This is a genomic window from Mesorhizobium oxytropidicola (assembly GCF_056174625.1).
In genome coordinates this window covers 1,301,530-1,321,487 of record NZ_CM149692.1, presented here as the reverse complement: position 1 = coordinate 1,321,487, position 19,958 = coordinate 1,301,530, and the positions used below count along the sequence as shown (strand labels likewise).

Sequence of the window (19,958 nt, the reverse complement as noted above, 5' to 3'; positions counted from 1 at the left end):
TTCCAGCTTGGCGATAAGGTCAAAATCGCCACCGCCTCATTCCGTCACGCACCACTCATCCGTCTCGGCCTACGCGCCGATCCACCTTCCCCCACAAGGGGGGAAGGAAGAGGCGCTACTATTCCACCGGCTGATCCGCCGGATATGGCGTCTTGACCAAAATCGCCATGCCTATCGCCAGGAACAGGATGATCACCGCCATGCCGAGCCGTGCCGAATCGCTGAGCGCGGTGATCGTCGCCACCAGGAACGGCGCCAGAAAACTGGTTGCCCGGCCGGCCAGCGCGTAGATGCCGAAATAGCGGCCGGATTCCGCCGCCGTGACACTGCGTGCCATGTAGGAGCGCGACGACGCCTGCACCGGGCCGAAAGCGAGGCCGATCAGCAGGCCGTATAGGATGTAGGCCTTCTCGGCCGCCGTGCCGAACAGGCCGCCGGAATCGGTGGTCGAGAGCTGGATCAGGCCGAGCAGCGTGAAGCCTGGGCCGGTCGAGATGACGCCGATGGTGGCGATGGACAGCATGACCAGCGCGATCATCACCACCGCCTTGGAGCCGAGCGCGGTGTCGAGGCGGGCCGCGATCCAGCAGCCGAAGATGGCGACGATATTGAGGATGATGCCGAACATGCCGATCTCGGTGATCGACCAGTGGAACATGCCGGCCGCGAAAGTGCCGCCGAGCGCCAGCAGCGCATTGACGCCGTCCTGGTAGATCATGCGGGCGACGAGGAAGCGGAAGATGCCGCCGCGCTTGCGCACCTCGGCCAGCGTGGATTTCAGCTCCGACAGGCCCTCGCGCACCGCCGGCCCGATCGGAATGCCCTTGATCGCATCGGGAGTGAAGAAGAACATCGGCAGGATGAACAGGAAATACCAGCCGGCCGACAGCGGCCCGGTGGCGCGCGCATCTTCCCCCAGATGCGGGTCGAGCCCGAACAGCGGGGTGATGCCGATGATCGTCTTGCCGGTCTCCGGCGAGCCGGCGAGGCAGGTGACGACAAAGATCAGCGCGATCATCCCGCCGAGATAGCCGAGCCCCCAGGCCGTGTTGGAGATGCGGCCGATCTCGCTCTTCGGCACCAGCCGCGGCATCATCGAATCGTTGAACACGGTGGAGAATTCCGCCGCCACCGAAGCCAGCGAGAACAAAGCCACAATCAGGAACAGGTTCGAGCCGGGTGCGGCAAACCAGAGCAGAGCGAGACTGGTGATCTTGATCGCCGCGAAGAAGGCGATCCACGGCTTGCGCGGCCCGGTCTGATCGGCGATCGAGCCGAGGATCGGTGACAGCACGGCAATGACCAGCCCGGCCGCGGCGATACCATAGCCCCAGACCGCCTGGCCGGTGTTGGGATCGCCAGCCATGCGCGAAACGAAATAGGGGCCGAAGATGAAGGTGGTGACGACCGTGAAGAACGGCTGCGCCGCCCAGTCGAAGAACATCCATCCCCAGATGCCGCGCCCGGACGCACGCTGCACTGTCTCTACCGCCATGATGATTCCCCCGGCCGCGCCCGTATCGGGCGCCATGTCTGCATTTTTTTTATGACGGCGCAAATGCGGCCGGCTTCCTGCCCGCAACCGCTGTAGCGCAGCCGAAGAAGAAGCGTTTAAACGCGACGTCCAGCCCTTGGCCTTTCAGTATTTCGGCAAAAGCCGAGGCGTCGCCGAAATTCGTCGAATACGTGCCGATCCTCGCGAAATCCTGCGCCCCCCTGAGCAGCGTTCTTTCGACCAGTGGCAGCATGACCTTCAGATGGAAGAGATAGAGCGGCCTCAGCCACCATCCCCGAGGGTCGGATGCCTCGATCATGCAGAAGACGCCGCCGGGCTTGAGGCAGTGCGCGACCAGCTTTGCGAGCTTCGCATGCTGCTCCCCATTGAAGGTCTTCAGTCCGAACGTGGAAATGATGAAATCGGCGCTTTCTTTCGGCAGGTCGCTGGCCAGAACGTCGTCCTCGATGAAGGCGATCTTGTGGGCGCGATGCGCGTGCAGGCGCTCCATGGCGCGGTGATGCATGCCCGATGAGATATCGACGGCTGTTATCGCCCCTATGCCGGGAAAGCGTTTGAGTAGATGCGGCCAGACCTCGCCGGTGCCGGCCATCAGGTCGTAGCCCTTCGGCTCCGGAGCAGGCGGCTCGGGCATCAACTCGACGCATTGTCGGCGCCAGCGCTCGGTAAAGCCGAATGAACATATCCAGCTGAACGTGATGTACTGGCCGGAGCAGCGGTCGAAGACACCTTTGACGAATTGTGGGTCGTAGATGTCTTCGCTCATGGCCGGGGGGTCATCTCAAGGCCGAGCGGCCGCAAGGAATGCCCAACTGACCGCTCGCCCCAAAGCTTGCCCAATGACATCCCGTCTCTACATCCCCGTCAGATCGCTCATCAGCCCAGACGCCACCGACAGCCGCGACACGGTGATGTCGCCGCCTTCGGTCAGCGCCTGCAGCCGCTCACGGATGCGTGCCACCCGCTCGCCGCCGGCTTCCAGCCAGGCCGCCACCGGATCGGCCGTCTTGGCATGGCCGGTGAGTGCCGCCACCGCAATGCCGCGCCGTGCAGCACCAATCGTGTCGGTGGCGCGCGAAAGCGCGAGCTGATCATAGTAGTCCGACGGCGTGATCGAGCGCGCCGCGTCTTCAACACGCGGGATGCGGAAGGCATCGCTGACGGCGAAGAACGCCTTGGCCGCGGCAACGATGTCGGCATTTGCCATTCGCGCGGTCAGCGCGATGTCGGGGATCAGTTCCGCCACCTCGCTCAGTGCCAGTTGCTCGGCCAGCTGCTCCGGCGCGCCGGCCTTGAACAGCCCGTGCCGCTTCTCCTCGATCCGCTCGCGCGAGAAAGCCGGCAGCAGCGAAACGAGCTTGGGCTCCAGCGCTTTGCGGGCTTCCTGCAGTTCGGCGATGCGCTGGCCGAGAGGTGCTGTGCCGGCATCGTTCTTCAGATACCAGCCGCTGGTGACATAGATCAGCCGGCTGACCATCTGGTAGAGATCGAGCTGCACCTGGCCATCGATCTGGTTGTCGAGCGCGTCGATCTCGCGGTAGAGCGCCGGCAGCGCAAAGCCGTCGCGCACCACGGCGAAGGTGCGCACCACATCGGCGGCGGTGCGCCCCGTGGCTTCCTGCAGCCGGTTGACGAAGGACGGGCCGCCGCGATTGACGAGGTCGTTGGCAACGACTCGAGCGATGATTTCGCGGCGCAGCCTGTGGCCATGGATCTCGGCAGCGTATTTCTTCGCCATCCGGTCGGGGAAATAGCCCATCAGGTCGCGGTCGAAATGCGCGTCGTCCGGCACGTCGCTGGCGACGATGTCGGAAAACAGCACGATCTTGGCATAGGCGAGCAACACGCCGAGCTCGGCCCGGGTCAGCGGCTCGCCGCGCGCCTCGCGCTCGGCGAGTGCGGCCGGTGACGGCAGCGTCTCGACCACGCGGTCGAGCAGGCCCCGCGCTTCCAAAGCCGTCATGAAACGGCTTTGATGTGCAATGTCGGCAAGGCCGCGCTTGCGGGCGATCGAAAGTGCCAGCGTCTGCTGATAGTTGTTCGACAGGACCAGCCCGCCGACCTCGTCGGTCATCTCCGCCAGCAGCTTGTTGCGGGCCGGGCGCGTCAGCGATCCCTTGCGCATGGCCGACGCCAAAGCGATCTTGATGTTGACCTCGACGTCGGAGCAGTTGACGCCGCCGGAATTGTCGATGGCGTCGGAATTGCACCGCCCGCCATTCATGCCGAACTCGATGCGGGCGCGCTGCGTGACGCCGAGATTGGCGCCCTCGCCGATCACCTTGGCGCGCACGTCGAGCGCGGTGATGCGGATGGCATCATTGGCGCGGTCGCCGACCTCGGCATTGGTTTCGGTGGAGGCCCTCGAGTAAGTGCCGATGCCGCCGAACCACAGAAGATCGACCGGCGCCTTGAGGATGGCGGTCATGATCTCGGCCGGCGTGGCGGTGGTCTTCGCCAGGCCAATCGCCGCCGCTGCCGCCGGCGGCAAGGTAATCGACTTCTGGCTGCGCGAGACGATGACGCCGCCTTCCGACAGCTTCGACTTGTCGTAGTCCTGCCAGCTCGAACGTGGCAAAGCGAACATGCGCTCGCGTTCGGCCATCGAGGCCGCCATGTCAGGATCTGGATCGATGAAGATGTCGCGATGGTCGAAGGCGGCGATCAGCCTTGTCTGCGGCGACAACAGCATGCCATTGCCGAACACGTCGCCCGACATGTCGCCGACACCGACGACGGTGAAGGGCGAGGTCTGGATGTCGCGGTTGATCTCGCGGAAATGCCGCTTGACCGCTTCCCAGGCGCCCTTGGCGGTGATGCCCATCTTCTTGTGGTCGTAGCCGGCCGAGCCGCCGCTGGCGAAGGCATCGTCGAGCCAGAAGCCATGCTTCTCGGAGATGGCGTTGGCGGTGTCGGAGAAGGTCGCCGTGCCCTTGTCGGCGGCGACGACGAAATAGGGATCGTCCTGGTCGCGCCTGATGACGCCAGCCGGCGGAATGACACCATCCAGCCCGATATTGTCGGTGATCGACAGCAGGCTGGACACAAAATTCTTGTAGGCCGAGGTGCCGGCCTCGAAGATAGCGTCGCGGCTGCCGCCCGCCGGCAGGCGCTTGGGGAAGAAGCCGCCCTTGGCGCCGACCGGCACGATGACGGCGTTCTTGACCTGCTGCGCCTTGACCAGGCCGAGCACTTCGGTGCGGTAGTCCTGGGCGCGGTCCGACCAGCGCAGGCCGCCACGCGCCACCGGGCCGAAGCGCAGATGCAGTCCTTCGACCTCGGAACCGTAGACGAAGATCTCGCGCCACGGCCGTGGCGCCGGCAGGCCCTCGACCGCCTGCGATTCGAGCTTGATCGCCAGCGATTGGCCCTTCTGCTTCGTGTCGGCAACGAAATGATTGGTGCGCAGCGAGGCTTCGATCAGATTGAGGTAGCGGCGGATGATGGTGTCGTCATCGATGTTGGGCACATCTTCCAGCGCGTCCTTGATCTTGGCCTTGAGGTGCTTTGCCGCCACCACGCCTTCCGTCTCGGCCGTCGGCCCGAGCCGGGCGATGAACAGCGCGTGCAGGCCGCGCGCGATCTCGGGATAGCGGTTGAGTGCCGCAGCGATGAAATCCTGGCTTTGCGGAATGCCTACCTGCTGCAGATAGCGGCCATAGGCGCGCAGGATGGTGATTTCGCCGGACCACAGGCCGGCGGTCTGGGCCAGCCCGTTGTAGCCGTCATTGTCGACATCGCCGCGCCACACCGACAGGAACGCATCCTCGAACAGCGCGCCGCCATCGGTAAGGTCGATCGGCTTGCCGTAGCTGTTCTCCAGCTCCATGTCGTGGATGAAGACCATGCCGGACTGGTCGTCGCCGACCTCGAAGGTGCGCTCGCTGATGACGCGGAAGCCGATGTTTTCCAGCACCGGCACGCGCCGCGACAGCGCCACCGGGCTGCCATGGTGATAGATCTTCAGCGCCGCCTGATGCGGCTTCTGCTCGGCGTGGCGGTAATAGTCGATGGCGATCGGATTGTCGGCGCTGATCCCAGCGATGCGCCCGGCATCGACCAGCGCTACCGCGGCGCTGAACGAATCGCGGTAGCTTTCCGGCAGCCTTGCGGCGATGGCCTTCAACGCCTGGTCGCCGCCATCGGCATCCGCCGCGTCGGAAAGGGCATCCTCCCAGGTCCGCACGATGTCGCGGATCGCCGCCTCGATCGTCGCCTGCTCGACCTTAGGCGTCTTGCCGCCGGAGCGGCCGATGATGAAATGCACGCGCGCCAGCCCGCCTTCGGGGAAGGCCGGGTAATAGGCCGACAGCCGGCCCTCGAACACGGTTTTCAGATACGTGCCGACCTTCTCGCGCACGACGCTGTCATAGCGGTCGCGCGGCACGAAGACGAGGATCGAGACGAAGCGATCGAACTGGTCGGCGCGCACCAGCGCCCGAACGCGCGGCCGCTCGATCAGGCCGAGAATGGCCGCGGCGTGCTTGCGCAGGATCGGCACCGGCACTTGGAACAACTCGTCGCGCGGATAGCTCTCCAATACGTTGATCAGCGCCTTGCCGGAGTGATCGTGCCGATCGAAGCCGGACTTGGCGATGATGGTTTCGGCCTTCGACCGGAGATACGGGATCTTCATCACCGAGCGCGTGTAGGCGGTCGATGTGAACAGGCCGACGATCCGCAACTCGCCGGCAAGCGCGCCCTTCGGGGTATAGGTCTTGACCCCGATGTAATCGAGATAGATGCGGCGATGCACGGACGACTTGGCATTGGCCTTGGTGACGATCAGCGGCTCCGGTCCATGCAAGAAGGCGCGAATCTCTGGCGTCGTCGTCACCGCTTCGGTGCCGCGCCGCAGCACCAGCACGTCGGGGTCAGAGAGAATGCCGAGGCCGGGCTTGTCAGCGCGCTCCAGATTGCCGCTTTCCTCGCCGCCGGTGTATTTGAATTCGCGCATGCCGAGGAAGGTGAAATTGTCGTCGCGCAGCCATTCCAGGAAGGCGATCGCCTCGGCGACGCTCTTCTTGTCGAGCGGCACCGCCGAATAGCGGAATTCCGAGATCGCCTGGTCAAGCCGGGCCAGCATCGGCTTCCAATCGTTGACGGCGGCGTGCACCTGGCCGAGCATCTTGCGCAGCCGCTCGGTCAAGCCGTTCGCCGCCTCCGCCGTCAGCCGCGGTATATGGACGTGGATGACGCTCAGCCGGTCATGATTGCCATCGTCCTTGGCGAAATTGCCGTCGCCGAGGATTTCCTCGACACCGCGTTTGCCGTGGCGCACCGTGATGACCGGGTGGGTGACGAGCGTCGGCTCGCCTGATGTCTCGGTGATCTCGCCGAGGATGGAATTGAACAGGAACGGCATGTTGTCGTTGACGACGGTTATGACCGTCACCGGACGGCCTTCGCGAACGACGCCCGAATCGGTCTCCACGGCAACGACGCACTCACCCTTCTTGTGGCCGGCCACCGCCTGGCCGGCGAGGTCGGCGGCGCGTTCGAGGGCGGACACGTCATAGGCGGCAATGTCTTCGGCCGGCGCGCGGGCGAGCAGGTAATCGGCAAGCCTTGATGGCTTTTCCTCGGTCTTTGCCGCTGATGTGGCTTTTTCTTCGGCTTCGCTGCGGATTTCACGCTGGCCATGACGCTATTCCCTCCCGTCGAATGCTTTTACGACTATCGTAGCAGATGACCGCTGTTTGGCGACAAAGGTTTGACGGCTTGCCAAGAATTATCCGAATTCGGCGGCAAGCCGCCGCCCAAAGAGGAGAAACGACCCATGACCGGCAAAATCACCGCACTCGATCTGGCCCCGGGAGAGTTGAGCGAGGCGACGAAAACCTATTTCGCCAAATGCGAGGAGAAGCTCGGCCTGGTTCCCAACGTGCTCAAGGCCTACGCCTTCGACGACAAGAAGCTGCGCGCCTTCACCGACATGTACAACGACCTGATGCTGGGTGAGTCAGATCTGTCGAAGCTGGAGCGCGAGATGATCGCGGTCGCCGTCTCCTCGATCAACCATTGCTACTACTGCCTGACCGCGCATGGCGCCGCGGTGCGCCAGCTGTCCGGCGACCCGGCGCTTGGCGAGATGATGGTGATGAATTTCCGCGCCGCCGATCTGTCCCCGAAACAGACAGCAATGCTCGAATTCGCCGTCAAGCTGACCGAAGAGCCGGCCAAGATTATCGAGGCCGACCGGGCCGCGCTCCGCACGGCAGGCTTCAGCGACCGCGACATCTGGGACATCGCCTCCACCGCCGCCTTCTTCAACATGTCAAACCGGGTGGCAGCGGCGATCGATATGCGGCCGAACGACGAATACCACGCGATGGCGCGATAAGGGATCGCATCCAATGGCCCATCACGCCGTATCTAGCGGCCACGCATTCCCGTTGCTTGTTTGCCAGTTTGGTCCGATGATCGGCAGGCGGCATGACCGCATGCCGGTTCGATGCCGCTCATCAAGGGAGGAGAACATGGCGAAATTTCTCTACGTTTATCATGGCTCCGGCAAGATGCCGACGAGCGAAGCCGAGCAAAAGGCGATGACCGACGCCTGGACAGGCTGGTTTGGAAAGCTCGGTTCGGCCGTTGTCGACCCAGGCAATCCGGTCGGCATGTCGAAGACTGTCCTGCCTGGCGGCAAGATAGAAAACAACGGCGGCAGCAACCCGACCGGCGGCTACTCCATCATCGAGGCCAGGGATATCAACGATGCCGCCGAGAAGGCCAAGGGCTGCCCGATGCTGGCCATGCCAAACTGCAACGTCGAGATCGCACCGATCATCAATATGATGGGCTGACGCCTCGCCTCAGGACCGTGCCGCGATCGCCGCCGCGGCACCGGCCATGGTCGTGGCGCTGACGCGGTTGGCGATCTTCATGGCGCGCTTGCTTTTTAAGAGCTTGCGCGCCTGCGAGGCGGCGAGCACCCAGGCGAGATCGATGGCGATCAGCACCACCGCCATGGTCGCCGTCAGTTCGATCCAGCCGACGATGCTGACCGAAGCGAGGTCGATGATGGTCGGCAGCAGTGCCAGGTAGAACATCATGATCTTGGGGTTGCCGAGCGTGACAGCCATGCCGGCGAAGAACAGTTTTATCGCCGAATCCTCGCGCGGCATCTCGCCTTCTTTGGCATCGACAGGCGCCGTCCACATCTTCCAGGCAAGGTAAGCGAGATAGGCGACACCAACCCATTTCACGACAACAAAGGCAAAGTGAAAAGTCTGCGCCACCACGGCCAGTCCGAACACCGCCAGCGACAGCCAGATGCCCTCGCCGATCCACATGGCGAGCAGGAACGGAAACACATCGCGAAAGCCCTTCGAAATGACGCGCGCGACGAGGGCCGCGATCGACGGGCCGGGCGAACCGGCGGCAACAAACAAGGCGGCGGCGAAGATCAGGAGCGAGGTGAGGTGCATGGCACTGCCTTCCAAGCGGTTGAAGGGCGGAGGATATCCGATCGACATCACCGCTTGCAACGTCGGCGCCAGCAGATCCCAGACCGGCTCCGCATTCGGCCATGCCCTTGACTGCCATGCCTGACTTGCAGTCAGGTTGATCTTGCCGAGCAGGCGGGAGGAGGAGTTTTCGTGGTTGTGCAAAGTTGGCGCACGGAGTTTCGACGATTCTCCATGCCGGCTGTCCTAGTAGCCAGCATGGCGCTGAGCGGAGCGCCCCAGGCCGTAGCATCGTCAAGGAAGCCGCCGAAATATGATCACGTCGTTGTCGTGATCATGGAGAACCACACCTTTGAGCAGATTTCCCTGGCGGGACGAGCGGCTCCCTATCTGAATAGGTTGGCAAAAGGCGGCGCGCTGTTCGATCGATCCTACGGGGTTGCTCACCCCAGCCAACCCAATTACTTCGCGCTGTTCAGCGGCTTGACACAAGGCGTCCATGACGACGGCATGCACGGCTTTGCTGCGCCGAACCTGGCCGCTCGTCTTCGGGCTCACGGCAAGACATTTACGGGCTACGTCGAAGCCGGATCGCCGCGAAAACATAATCCCTGGGAATCGTTTGCCGACGCGAAGGGATTTGAGAAGTCTCTTGCCCACCTCCCTCGCGACTACGCGAAGCTGCCATCCGTCAGTTTCGTGATCCCCAATCTCGAAAATGACATGCATGACGGCACAATAGAGACGGCTGACACCTGGTTGAAAACTCACCTCGGTGGTTATGCCGCCTGGGCGAAGAAAAACAACAGCCTTTTGATAGTAACTTTCGATGAAGACGACTACCATACAGAGAATCATATATTTACTGTATTCTACGGTTCTGGAATCGAACCAGGACGTTACTCCGAAAAGATCGACCACTATTCGGTCTTGCGGACCATTGAAGACATAGAGAGCATACCCCCCTTGGGCACCAGCGTCATCAGAAGGGTGATCGCAAGTGTCTGGAGCCGACGGTAATTTCGCGCTGGACATGTCACCAGCACCGATCGCCGGCGTCGCCGCCAGTCACGCCTCCCCGTCTCCAGACACGTTGGAAGCCGTCATTCGTTTGAAGCCACTGGCACCCTTGCAGTCCTCATTGGCTGCGGCTAGAAGACCCGCCGCGAAACAATTTCGAGCTTCACTTTGCCTCAGTAACCGCCGGTCTCGTCAACTCCCCCGACACTGCATGGCGCCGTATTCGCGGTGCCTGTTTCATTTTCATGTGTTCCTCTGGGCGGCGGTTCGAGACCGGTTTGGCACTGCTGAACCGCTGTCGCGCGCTTCCCGCCAGCGACATCTGACTTCACCATCTCCGCAGCCTACCGCCACGCCGCGCCCGCATGGGCATCTCGATCGTGCCGACCTGATGAACTTCCCGACGGGAAGGGCTTACCGGCATGTCTTCTACTCTGTGCATCCACTGGGCGATCGCGCCCCAAATCGCACCTCAACCGCTCATCAACTGCAATCGCTGCGGCGGCGTGAAGGCCTATCGCTGCAGCGGAAAATTCCGCGTCAACGCCAACGGCAAGCGCATCGACGTCTGGCTGATCTACCGCTGCGTCGATTGCGACAATTCCTGGAATTTCGGCATTTTCGAACGCTGCAACCGCCGTGACATCGAGCCGGCGCTGCTGCAGGCGCTCGAAAGCAACGATCCGGGGCTGGCGCGGCGCCATGCCTTCGACACCGTCGCCCTGCGCAGCCAGGTGGGGCGTGTCGAGGAGTTTCCCGATGTCGCCGTGCACAAGCGATTGCTTGGCGGCGCCAGGGACAACGCAGCGGCCCTGGAACTCCTGCTTGGGATGGAAATGCCGACATCGCTCCGGCTCGACCGCTTGCTTGCCAATGAACTCGGCATCTCGCGCTCGCGGCTTCAGATGCTGGAGGAACGGCGCCGGCTGGCCGTCGATCCGGACGGCGTCAAAGCCTTGCGCAAGCCGGCCCGTCAGGGAATGACGGTCCGCATCGATCTGGCCGGCGAACCGGATCACCAAGCCATCATCCGCGCGGCCGGCGGATGAACGAAAGAGGGCGGAGCACTTGATGCTCCGCCCTTTCAGAAATCGTCAGAAGAAAAAATTACGCCGCGCCGACCGCCTTGGCCGACTTCTCGAAACGCTTGCGCTCGTTCGGATCGAGATAGAGCTTGCGCAGCCGGATGGTCTTCGGCGTCACCTCGACCAGCTCGTCGTCCTGGATCCAGGCCAGGGCGCGCTCCAGCGTCATGCGGATCGGCGGGGTGAGCTTGACCGCCTCGTCCTTTCCGGCAGCGCGGATGTTGGTCAGCTTCTTGCCCTTCAGCACGTTCACTTCGAGGTCGTTGTCCCTGGAGTGGATGCCGATGATCATGCCCTGATAGACCTTGACGCCCGGATCGATGACCATCGGGCCGCGATCTTCGAGGTTCCACATGGCGTAGGCGACCGATTCGCCCTGCTCGTTGGAAATCAGCACGCCGTTGGTGCGGCCGGGCAGTTCGCCCTTGTAGGGCTCATAGGCATGGAACAACCGGTTCATCACGGCGGTGCCGCGCGTGTCGGTCAGAAGTTCCGACTGGTAGCCGATCAGGCCGCGCGTCGGCGCATGGAAGACGATGCGCTGGCGATTGCCGCCGGAGGGGCGCAGTTCGACCATCTCGGCCTTGCGCTCCGACATCTTCTGCACGACGACGCCGGCATGCTCCTCGTCGACGTCGATGACGACTTCCTCGACCGGCTCCAGCAATTCGCCGTTCTCGCCCTTCTGCATGACGACGCGTGGACGCGACACGGCGATTTCAAAACCTTCGCGGCGCATCGTCTCGATCAGCACGGCGAGCTGCAATTCGCCACGGCCGGAGACGAAGAACGAATCCTTGTCCGGCGATTCCTCGATCTTCAGCGCGACATTGCCTTCGGCCTCGCGCAGCAGGCGGTCGCGTATGACGCGGCTGGTCACCTTGTCGCCTTCGGTGCCGGCGAGCGGTGAGTCGTTGACGAGGAAGGACATGGTCACGGTCGGCGGATCGATCGGCTGCGCATGCAGCGCCTCGGTCACCGCCAGATCGCAGAACGTGTCGGCGACGGTACCCTTCGACAGGCCGGCGATGGCGACGATGTCGCCCGCCTGGGCTTCCTCGATCGGCTGGCGCTCGAGGCCACGGAAAGCCAGGATCTTCGAGATGCGGCCGGTTTCGATCTGGGTGCCGTCATGGTGCAGCACCTTGACCGCCTGGTTGGCCTTCAGCGTGCCGCTCTCGATACGGCCGGTGATGATGCGGCCGAGGAAGGGGTTGGCTTCCAGGATGGTGCCGATCATGCGGAACGGGCCGGGATGGACGGTCGGCGCCGGCACATGCTTGATGACGAGATCGAACAGCGGCGCCAGCTGCTGGTCCTTCGGGCCTTCCGGATTTTCCGAAACCCAGCCGTCACGGCCCGAACCGTAGAGGATCGGGAAGTCGAGCTGCTCGTCGGTGGCGTCGAGCGCGGCGAACAGGTCGAACACCTCGTTGACCACTTCGACATGACGGGCGTCCGGGCGGTCGATCTTGTTGATGACGACGATCGGCTTCAGGCCGACCTTGAGCGCCTTGCCGACGACGAATTTGGTCTGCGGCATCGGGCCCTCGGCGGCATCCACCAGCACGATGGCCGAATCCACCATCGACAGGATGCGCTCGACCTCGCCGCCGAAATCGGCGTGGCCGGGCGTGTCGACGATGTTGATGCGGGTATCCTTCCAGTCGACCGAGGTCGCCTTGGCCAGGATGGTGATGCCGCGTTCCTTTTCGAGGTCGTTGGAATCCATGGCGCGCTCGGCGACGCGCTGATTGTCGCGGAAGGAGCCGGACTGCTTCAAAAGCTGGTCGACAAGGGTGGTCTTTCCATGGTCGACGTGCGCGATGATCGCGATATTACGGAGTTTCATGTTCTGGGTCTCGGAAGCGTTGCAGGCAGCAGGCCAAAGGCGCTGCCTCTTTCGGTTGCGCGGCTCATACAGGGTTTTTCGCAGTTGCGAAAGGGGACGCGCGACACCAAATACTCATCAAATCTTAAGCATCTGCGTGTGAGATGATTTTGTTAACCAAGGCGGGAACCATTCAGGGCCCGAGCAGTTCGACCATCATGACCGATAAACTCAACCGATTTTGGCCACTCATCGCTTCGGTGGCCTTTGCCTTGCTGCTGGCGGCCAACGCCGCGCAGTCGGCTGCCGCGACGCAGAAGGGCGCGCGCGCCGTTGCGCAGTCCGACACCCAGACCGCGGAGCAGGCCTTTGCCGATGCGCCTGATGGCGTTGACCCGATGGTGACGGGACCGGTCAGCACCGCCTTCAAGCAGAGACAAGCCAGCGCCAACTGCGACAGTGCCGTGTGGCCAAACATTCCGATGGTCTGCTACCCGGACTGATGATTGCGGGCGCTTACGCCGATCGTACCGGATCGAGTGTGACCTTGTAGAGTTCGTTGTCGTCGCGATCCATCAGCCGCACTGTGAGTTGCTCGGTCGCGCCTGAGATATCGACAAGGCCGAAGAACTGCAGGCCGGCCGACGGCGGCAGGTTCTGGCCCTGCTCGGCGGTCGGCGCCTTGATGAATTTCAGCTCCGGACCGAAGGTCATGTCGAGATCGTTGGGGCCGAAGGTGCCGGCGTGGATCGGGCCGGAGACGAATTCCCAGAAGGGATTGAAATCCTGGAACTGCGCCTTGTCTGGGTTGTAGTAGTGCGCGGCCGTATAGTGCACGTCGGCGGTGAGCCACACCGTGTTGGTGACGCCGACAGTCTTGATGAAGCGCAGCACGTCGGCGAATTCCATCTCGCGGCCCTTCGGCTTGCCGTTGTCGTTGTTGCTGACGGCTTCGAAGCCGACCTTCTTCGCCGCGTCGTCCCAGACCACGAGGCTGAGTGGCATGTCGGCGGCGATGATCTTCCAGGTCGCCTTGGAGTTGGCCAGTTCCCGCTTCAGCCACTTCGACTGCTCCTCGCCGATCATGCGCGACTGCGGTGTGAGGGTTTCCTGCAGGTTCGCGCCGTTCGGGCCGCGATAGGAGCGCATGTCGAGGAAGAAGACGTCGAGCAGCGGCCCATGCGAGATCTTGCGGTAGACCCGGCCCGGTTCCGCCGGCTCGTAACGGATGGTGGTCATCTCGTGGAAGGCGCGCGCCGCCCGCGCCGCCAGCACGTGGATGGATTTTTCCTTGTAGCGGTCGTCCTTGCTAAGGTCCTTCGAGTCCGACCAGTTGTTGAGCACCTCGTGGTCGTCCCACTGGTAGAAGGTCGGGCAGATGGCGCTGAGTTCCAGCACGTTCTTGTCCATCATGTTGTACTTCCACTGGTCGCGGTATTCGTCCAGCGTCTCGGCAACCTTGCGTTTGCCGTCGATGAGCACGACGTTCTTCCACTTGCCGCCGCCGGGCAGGTCGACCTCGTCCTTCATGGCGCCGTCGGCATAGATGGTGTCGCCCGAATGCAGGAAGAAGTCCGGCGTGTGCTTGGCGATGGTGGCGTAGGTTTTCATGCCGGTCTCGTCGATACCCCAGCCCTGGCCGGCAGTATCGCCCGACCAGGCGAACTTGACATCGCGCTTCGACGACGGCGCGGTGCGGAAACGGCCGACGATCGGCTCTGAGACGGCATTGATGTCGGAGAGATCGGCGGCGACCATGCGGTAGAAGATGTCCTGGTCGGAGGCGAGATCGGTGAGCAGCCGCTTCACCGTGTAGTCGCTGGCGGGCGAGGTATCGAGCGGCGCCAGACGCGTCGCATTGGCAAAGCTTTCCGTCGACGAGACTTCGAACATGACGCGCGCCGGTCGATCCGTGCGCGTCCACACCATGCCGCTGGCGGCATCGACATCGCCGGACTGGACGCCATGGGTGAAGGCCGGACGCTGGCTGGCGCGGGAATAGTAGGGCAGCGCGAGACCCGAGGCGCCAAGCAGACCGGCAGCACTTGCGGAGGTGACGAAGGCGCGGCGGGTCATGGAAAGCTTGTTCATGGCTGTCTCCTGGATGGCTTTGAACGTCGCCATCAAGGTCCGGCCTCAATGTTTCAGCCGCATCTCGGAACTATGAAGTTTTTATAACAGTGGACAGGTGGCTAGCCTCCTCCCTTCTCCCCTTGTGGGAGAAGGTGGATCGGCGCGCAGCGCCGAGTCGGATGAGGGGTGTTCCAGCGGAGTGAGGCGTTGGTATTCCCTGGAGCACCCCTCTCCGTCGCCTTCGGCGACACCTTCTCCCACAAGGGGAGAAGGGAAAGAGCAGCCTCAAGCCGGCTGTGGTTCCGGGTCGAAGGCCGGCCGGCTGGTGTTGATCAGCAGCGAGATACAGGCCGCCGCGATCGCCGTCATGCCGGCGATCAGGAAGGCCAACTCGTAATTGCCCTGCAGTTCGCGCATCGTGCCGCCGAAGGCTGCCGCGGTGGCAGCCCCCACCTGATGGCCGGCGACGATCCAGCCGAACACGATCGGGCCGCTGCGGTCGCCGAAGGCTTCATTGGCGAGCCGCAGCGTCGGCGGCACGGTGGCGATCCAGTCGAGGCCGTAGAGCACGGCGAAGATGATCAGGCTGGTTGCCGAGAAGCCGGAATAGGGCAGGTAGATCAGCGACAGGCCGCGAATGGCGTAGTAGACGCCGAGCAGCTTGCGCGGATCGAAACGGTCGGTGAGCCAGCCCGACAGCGTCGTGCCGATCAGGTCGAAAATGCCCATCATCGACAGCAGACCGGCGGCCTGCACCTCGCCGATGCCCATGTCGCCGCAGAAGGCGATCAAATGGGTGCCGACCAGACCGTTGGTGGTGAAACCACAGACGAAGAAGGTGGCGAACAGGTACCAGAACACCCTGGTGCCGGCGGCGCGGCGCAGCGTGTTGAGCGTGTGCGCCAGGAAATTGCCTTGCGAGGCCGGCGATGTCGGCGGCACGTCATCGGCCTCGGCGCCATAACGGACCATGCCGATCGAGGCCGGCCGCTCCGGCACCAGCAGCCAGACCAGCGGTATCATAGCCGCGGTGGCGACCGCGACCGCAACGGCAACCGGCTGCCAGCCACCCGATTGCGCCAACGCGGCGATCAGCGGCAGGAACACCAGCATGCCCGACGCGCTGGAGGCCGACATCAGACCCATGACGAGACCGCGATTGGTCTTGAACCAGCGATTGACGATGGTGGCGCCGAGAACGCTGGCGACAGCCCCCGAGCCAATGCCGGAGAAGACACCCCAGGTGATGAAGAGATGCCAGGGCTTGGTCATCAGCAGGCTGAGAGCGGTCGAGCCCGACATCACGACCAGCGATGCGATCAGCGTGCGGCGCAGCCCGATCCGCTCCATCAGCGCGGCGGCGAACGGACCGGTCAGACCATAAAGCAGGATGCCGACGCCGGCGGCCAGCGAGATGACGTCGCGCCGCCAGCCAAAACTGTTTTCCAGCGGCAACATCATGACCGAGGGTGCGGAGCGAAGCCCCGCCGCGACCAGCAGGCAGAGAAAGATGACGCCGACCACGACGAAAGCGTAGCGCTGGCCAAAGGGACGGGACTGAGCTATCATGTTACAGACCGGTACGTTGCAAGATGGGAGCCTGTATACGTACCGATCGGTAACACTGTCAATCGAGTTCCATGATGCCAACTGACAAAAATATTGAACTGACCATCAGCGACGATCATGCATCGACGCCGCCGAAGGCGGCCAAGAAGATCCTCGACGTAGCGTATGACCTGTTCTACCGGCGCGGTATCAGGGCAATCGGCGTCGACGAGATCGTCAAACGCGCCGGCGTCACCAAACCCAGCCTCTACCGCAGCTTTCCCTCCAAGGACGAATTGGCCGCTTCCTACCTCCGGCAATACGACCGTGAATATTGGGAGCGTTTCGATGAGGCCGTGGCTGCCCATCCCGGCGATCCGCGTGCGCAGATCGGCGCCTTCCTGACCCGGGTCGGCAAGCGCACGCAAAAACCCGACTATCGCGGCTGCGGCATGACCAATGCGGCGGTGGAATATCCCGAGCATGGCCATCCGGCGCGCGTCGTCAGCGAGAACAACAAGCAGGAACTGCGCCGGCGCTTGCGCGCCATGGCCGCCGCAATGGGCGCACAAGACGCCGACACGCTGGGCGACGGGCTGCTGCTCCTGATCGAGGGCGCCTATATCAGCGGCCAGTTGTTCGGCCTCGGCGGTCCGGCGCAGTCGGTCGCCCGCAACGCCGATCTGCTGATCGAAGCGAGCTTGAAGAAATAGCGATTGGCGGTACGCTCCTCCGGCCGAACCGGAGGTGTCCGCCATGCGTGCCGTTCTGATCCCGCTTGCGATTGCCGGTCTCTGCCAGGCAGCTCACGCCGGCGACATTTCAAGCGCCTACACCGACCTCGACTCGAAGAAGGATTGCGTGACCTACGCACAGGCCGGAGAAGGCGATGGCGACTGGGCCGATCTCGCCTGCTCGGGCTATCGCGGCTATCCCGTGCTGATCACCTATGACGACGCCCGTGAATCGCTGTTCTACGGTTTTCCGCCCGGCGGCGACATGACGTCCGTCTGGGAGAGTTTTTCAGGCTTCAATTCGTCCGGAGCCAAGGTCGAATGGCGCATTGAAACCAATGGCGACAAGGCCGTGCCCTTCGCGGTCATCCACCGCCGCACGATCAGCAATGGCGACGACGAGAACAAATCGACCGACGTGCTGCTCGTTGCCAAGGTCGGCCAGATGGACGCGCGAGAAAGCTGCACGGTCGGCCTCGTGCTGGCTACCGGCAACCCGCAAGCCAACGATCAGGCGCGAAAACTCGCCGACGAGAAGGCGCGAACCTTCGCCTGCGGTAAGGACAGGCACACCGTCATCGGCAACGTGCCGCCCTTTGGCCGCGTCGATAACTGACCGCTACTTGCTCTTCTTCGCCCGTTCGATCGCGTCAACGATCATCTTCTTGGCATATTTGGAATCGTGCCAGCCTTCGATCTTGACCCATTTGCCGGGTTCGAGATCCTTGTAGTGCTCGAAGAAGTGCTGCACCTGCTGGCGCGTGATTTCGGGCAGATGCGTGTATTCGGTGACGTTCTCGTAGCGCAGCGTCAGCTTCGGCGACGGCACGGCGATGACCTTCTCGTCCTGGCCGGCATTGTCTTCCATCACCAGCACGCCGATTGGCCTGACATTGATGACGCAGCCCGGCACCAGGGCACGCGTGTTGCAGACCAGCACGTCGATCGGATCGCCGTCGCCCGACAGCGTGTGCGGCACGAAGCCGTAATTGCCGGGGTAGCGCATCGAGGTGTGCAGGAAGCGGTCGACGAACAGTGTGCCGGCCTCCTTGTCCATCTCGTATTTGATCGGCTCGCCGCCGATCGGCACCTCGATGATGACGTTGATGTCCTCAGGCGGATTCTTTCCGATGGCTATGGCTTCAATGCGCATGGCTTTGTCCCTCTCTCGATGGGGAGGAGATAGCGGGCGGCGCAGAATGGCGCAATGCGGCGAATCGTATTCCCGGACGTCAGGCGAGACGCGATACGATCCGATGCGTTCAATCATCGGCACAAGATGTTTCAGCGTCGTGATTTCACTGGGACACGCACCGCGTACCGACCTTGCGGTTCGCGATCATCCCCGGGCTGTCATTCCCAGACGAAGGCGACCTTCTTCAGCGCTTTTTGTTCGAAGATCTCGACACCTTCGGCGACATCGCGGCCGCCGGCGCCGGCATAGAAGGCCAGTGCGTTCTGGTTGTCTTCCAGCGCCCAGACCACCATGCCTTTCAGGCCATGGTCGGCCAGACGCGCCCTGGCTGCCGAAAACAGCCGCCGGCCGAGACCGATGCCCTGATATTCCGGGCGCAGGTACAATTCGTAGATCTCGCCTTGCTGCTTGAGCTCCCGGGCCCGGTTCTTGCCGATCGTCGCATAGCCGGCAATCGTGCCGCCGATTTCGACCACCAGCACGGTGGCGGCGCGGCGAATCGCATTCGCCCACCAGTCGGCGCCGCGACGATTGATCATCGACGTTAGCGTGCGGTGGGGAATGATGCCGGAATAGGCGCCGCGCCAGGCTTCCAGATGCACTTCGGCAATGGCGCCTGCATCGCGCGGGTCGGCTTTCCGGATGTCGATCGTCAGCGTATTCATGATTTGTTAACCATAAACCCGCATCGCCCGATTGCAAGAGTCCGCGTGGCCCGCCAAACGCTTTCTCACAGCCGATCCTGACATTGCTAACATGACGCAAAGCCCGTCTGAAAACGCGCTCAGCCGAGACGGATGGCGTGGCTTTCGAGAACCGAAGCGCAGCGGACTTTTGGGTCCGTGAGCATCGGAAGCGCAGAAAGCCGCGTCAGGCGTCCGGCTGAGTAGCGTTTGCAGGCGGGCTTTTCAGATTTCGACCAGATGGTCGTCTAGCTCATTGGTATCGCCCGAGGTGACCGGGAAATGCTCGGCCAGCACCGCGCCCACCTGCTCGATCGCCTTGACGAAACCGTCGGCAAGCCGGTCGTCGCCGGCATGCGCCGTCAGGTCACGCACCACGCCGTCCCAGACATGCTGGCCGACCTTGGCGTCGATACCCGAATCAGCGACCACCTCGGCATAGCGCTCGGCGATCGAGACGAAGACCAGCACGCCGGTGCGCGCCGTGGTGCGGTGGACGTTGCGGGCGAGGAACTGCTTGATCGCATTGGCGTGCGCCGCCTGATAGCGCAGCCGCCGTGGCACCATATGGATGCGCAGGCCGGGGATCGCCCACAACAGGGCCATCACGCAGGCCAGCGCCAACAATTGCGCGATGACGAAATGCGGCAGCCGGATGGTGAGCCACCACGCCTCCAGCCCATAGGCGACGGCGAGGCTGACGATCAGCATGCCTAGCGTCGCCATCAAGGCGGCGGGCGCGAAATAGCCGTCGCTGGCATGCGCGACGACGCAGTAGATCTCGCCATCGGTTTTGGTTTCTGCGGCGCGGATCGCGTCGGCGATGCGTTCGTGATCTTCGGGACTGATCGGTCGTGTTGCCAT

Annotated in this window: 17 protein-coding genes and 1 pseudogene; 8 read left to right on the top strand and 10 right to left on the bottom strand. The window is 63.1% G+C overall.

Features of this window, described 5'->3' with window-relative positions; genetic code table 11:
- Positions 1-118 precede the first annotated feature (118 nt).
- The 3 genes and pseudogenes from AC0V8S_RS06595 to AC0V8S_RS06585 form a co-directional block, all read right to left on the bottom strand.
- On the bottom strand, positions 119-1,495 hold the full coding sequence (locus tag AC0V8S_RS06595) for an MFS transporter (protein ID WP_183464169.1): 1,377 nt from the start codon (positions 1,493-1,495) through the stop codon (positions 119-121).
- Positions 1,496-1,544: 49 nt separating this feature from the next.
- A complete protein-coding gene (locus tag AC0V8S_RS06590; RefSeq protein ID WP_183464170.1) occupies positions 1,545-2,282 on the bottom strand; it encodes a class I SAM-dependent methyltransferase in 738 nt (245 codons plus the stop codon).
- Between the two features lie 87 nt (positions 2,283-2,369).
- Positions 2,370-7,159: pseudogene (locus AC0V8S_RS06585) on the bottom strand (NAD-glutamate dehydrogenase).
- Positions 7,160-7,295: 136 nt separating this feature from the next.
- Between AC0V8S_RS06585 and AC0V8S_RS06580 the strand changes: the two are divergent.
- Together AC0V8S_RS06580 and AC0V8S_RS06575 are read left to right on the top strand one after the other, a co-directional pair.
- A complete protein-coding gene (locus AC0V8S_RS06580; protein ID WP_475437208.1) occupies positions 7,296-7,859 on the top strand; it encodes a peroxidase-related enzyme in 564 nt (187 codons plus the stop codon).
- A gap of 136 nt (positions 7,860-7,995) precedes the next feature.
- A complete protein-coding gene (locus tag AC0V8S_RS06575) occupies positions 7,996-8,322 on the top strand; it encodes a YciI family protein (protein ID WP_095204347.1) in 327 nt (108 codons plus the stop codon).
- Positions 8,323-8,331: 9 nt separating this feature from the next.
- Here AC0V8S_RS06575 and AC0V8S_RS06570 read toward each other — a convergent pair whose 3' ends face one another.
- Complete coding sequence (locus tag AC0V8S_RS06570; RefSeq protein ID WP_475437207.1) at positions 8,332-8,946, bottom strand: LysE family translocator; 615 nt, start codon at positions 8,944-8,946, stop codon at positions 8,332-8,334.
- Here AC0V8S_RS06570 and AC0V8S_RS06565 point away from each other — a divergent pair.
- The 3 genes from AC0V8S_RS06565 to AC0V8S_RS06555 all read left to right on the top strand — a co-directional run bounded on the left by AC0V8S_RS06565 (position 8,945) and on the right by AC0V8S_RS06555 (position 10,994).
- A complete protein-coding gene (locus AC0V8S_RS06565; RefSeq protein ID WP_475437206.1) occupies positions 8,945-9,070 on the top strand; it encodes a hypothetical protein in 126 nt (41 codons plus the stop codon). The two genes, AC0V8S_RS06570 and AC0V8S_RS06565, sit on opposite strands and share 2 nt — an antisense overlap.
- Positions 9,071-9,117: 47 nt before the next feature.
- Positions 9,118-9,945, top strand: coding sequence for an alkaline phosphatase family protein (locus AC0V8S_RS06560; protein ID WP_475437205.1), 828 nt, complete (start codon positions 9,118-9,120; stop codon positions 9,943-9,945).
- A gap of 422 nt (positions 9,946-10,367) precedes the next feature.
- Complete coding sequence (locus AC0V8S_RS06555) at positions 10,368-10,994, top strand: DUF1062 domain-containing protein (RefSeq protein ID WP_475437204.1); 627 nt, start codon at positions 10,368-10,370, stop codon at positions 10,992-10,994.
- A gap of 58 nt (positions 10,995-11,052) precedes the next feature.
- On the opposite strand, the gene typA is transcribed toward AC0V8S_RS06555, so the two are convergent.
- Positions 11,053-12,882 carry a translational GTPase TypA gene (gene typA, locus AC0V8S_RS06550; RefSeq protein WP_095204316.1) on the bottom strand — a complete coding sequence of 610 codons (1,830 nt, stop codon included), beginning with the start codon at positions 12,880-12,882 and terminating at the stop codon, positions 11,053-11,055.
- Between the two features lie 197 nt (positions 12,883-13,079).
- Between typA and AC0V8S_RS06545 the strand changes: the two genes are divergently transcribed.
- The gene (locus AC0V8S_RS06545; RefSeq protein ID WP_244571407.1) at positions 13,080-13,364 is read left to right on the top strand and encodes a hypothetical protein; all 285 of its coding nucleotides are present in this window, start codon (positions 13,080-13,082) and stop codon (positions 13,362-13,364) included.
- A 13-nt stretch (positions 13,365-13,377) separates the two neighbouring features.
- On the opposite strand, the gene AC0V8S_RS06540 is transcribed toward AC0V8S_RS06545, so the two are convergent.
- Both AC0V8S_RS06540 and AC0V8S_RS06535 read right to left on the bottom strand, forming a co-directional pair.
- A complete protein-coding gene (locus AC0V8S_RS06540; RefSeq protein ID WP_475437203.1) occupies positions 13,378-14,952 on the bottom strand; it encodes an alkaline phosphatase D family protein in 1,575 nt (524 codons plus the stop codon).
- A gap of 267 nt (positions 14,953-15,219) precedes the next feature.
- Complete coding sequence (locus tag AC0V8S_RS06535) at positions 15,220-16,503, bottom strand: MFS transporter (RefSeq protein ID WP_475437202.1); 1,284 nt, start codon at positions 16,501-16,503, stop codon at positions 15,220-15,222.
- A gap of 74 nt (positions 16,504-16,577) precedes the next feature.
- On the opposite strand from AC0V8S_RS06535, the gene AC0V8S_RS06530 reads away from it, so the two are divergent.
- Together AC0V8S_RS06530 and AC0V8S_RS06525 are read left to right on the top strand one after the other, a co-directional pair.
- Positions 16,578-17,195: a TetR/AcrR family transcriptional regulator gene (locus tag AC0V8S_RS06530; protein WP_475437201.1), complete on the top strand. Its 618-nt coding sequence runs from the start codon at positions 16,578-16,580 to the stop codon at positions 17,193-17,195.
- Between the two features lie 43 nt (positions 17,196-17,238).
- Positions 17,239-17,832 (top strand): hypothetical protein, encoded by a 594-nt coding sequence (locus AC0V8S_RS06525; protein ID WP_475437200.1) that lies wholly within the window; start codon positions 17,239-17,241, stop codon positions 17,830-17,832.
- 3 nt (positions 17,833-17,835) lie between these two features.
- On the opposite strand, the gene ppa is transcribed toward AC0V8S_RS06525, so the two are convergent.
- The 3 genes from ppa to AC0V8S_RS06510 form a co-directional block, all read right to left on the bottom strand.
- Complete coding sequence (gene ppa / locus AC0V8S_RS06520) at positions 17,836-18,369, bottom strand: inorganic diphosphatase (RefSeq protein ID WP_095204318.1); 534 nt, start codon at positions 18,367-18,369, stop codon at positions 17,836-17,838.
- 200 nt (positions 18,370-18,569) lie between these two features.
- Complete coding sequence (locus AC0V8S_RS06515; protein ID WP_010912199.1) at positions 18,570-19,076, bottom strand: GNAT family N-acetyltransferase; 507 nt, start codon at positions 19,074-19,076, stop codon at positions 18,570-18,572.
- A gap of 243 nt (positions 19,077-19,319) precedes the next feature.
- Positions 19,320-19,958: a TPM domain-containing protein gene (locus AC0V8S_RS06510; RefSeq protein ID WP_183464180.1), complete on the bottom strand. Its 639-nt coding sequence runs from the start codon at positions 19,956-19,958 to the stop codon at positions 19,320-19,322.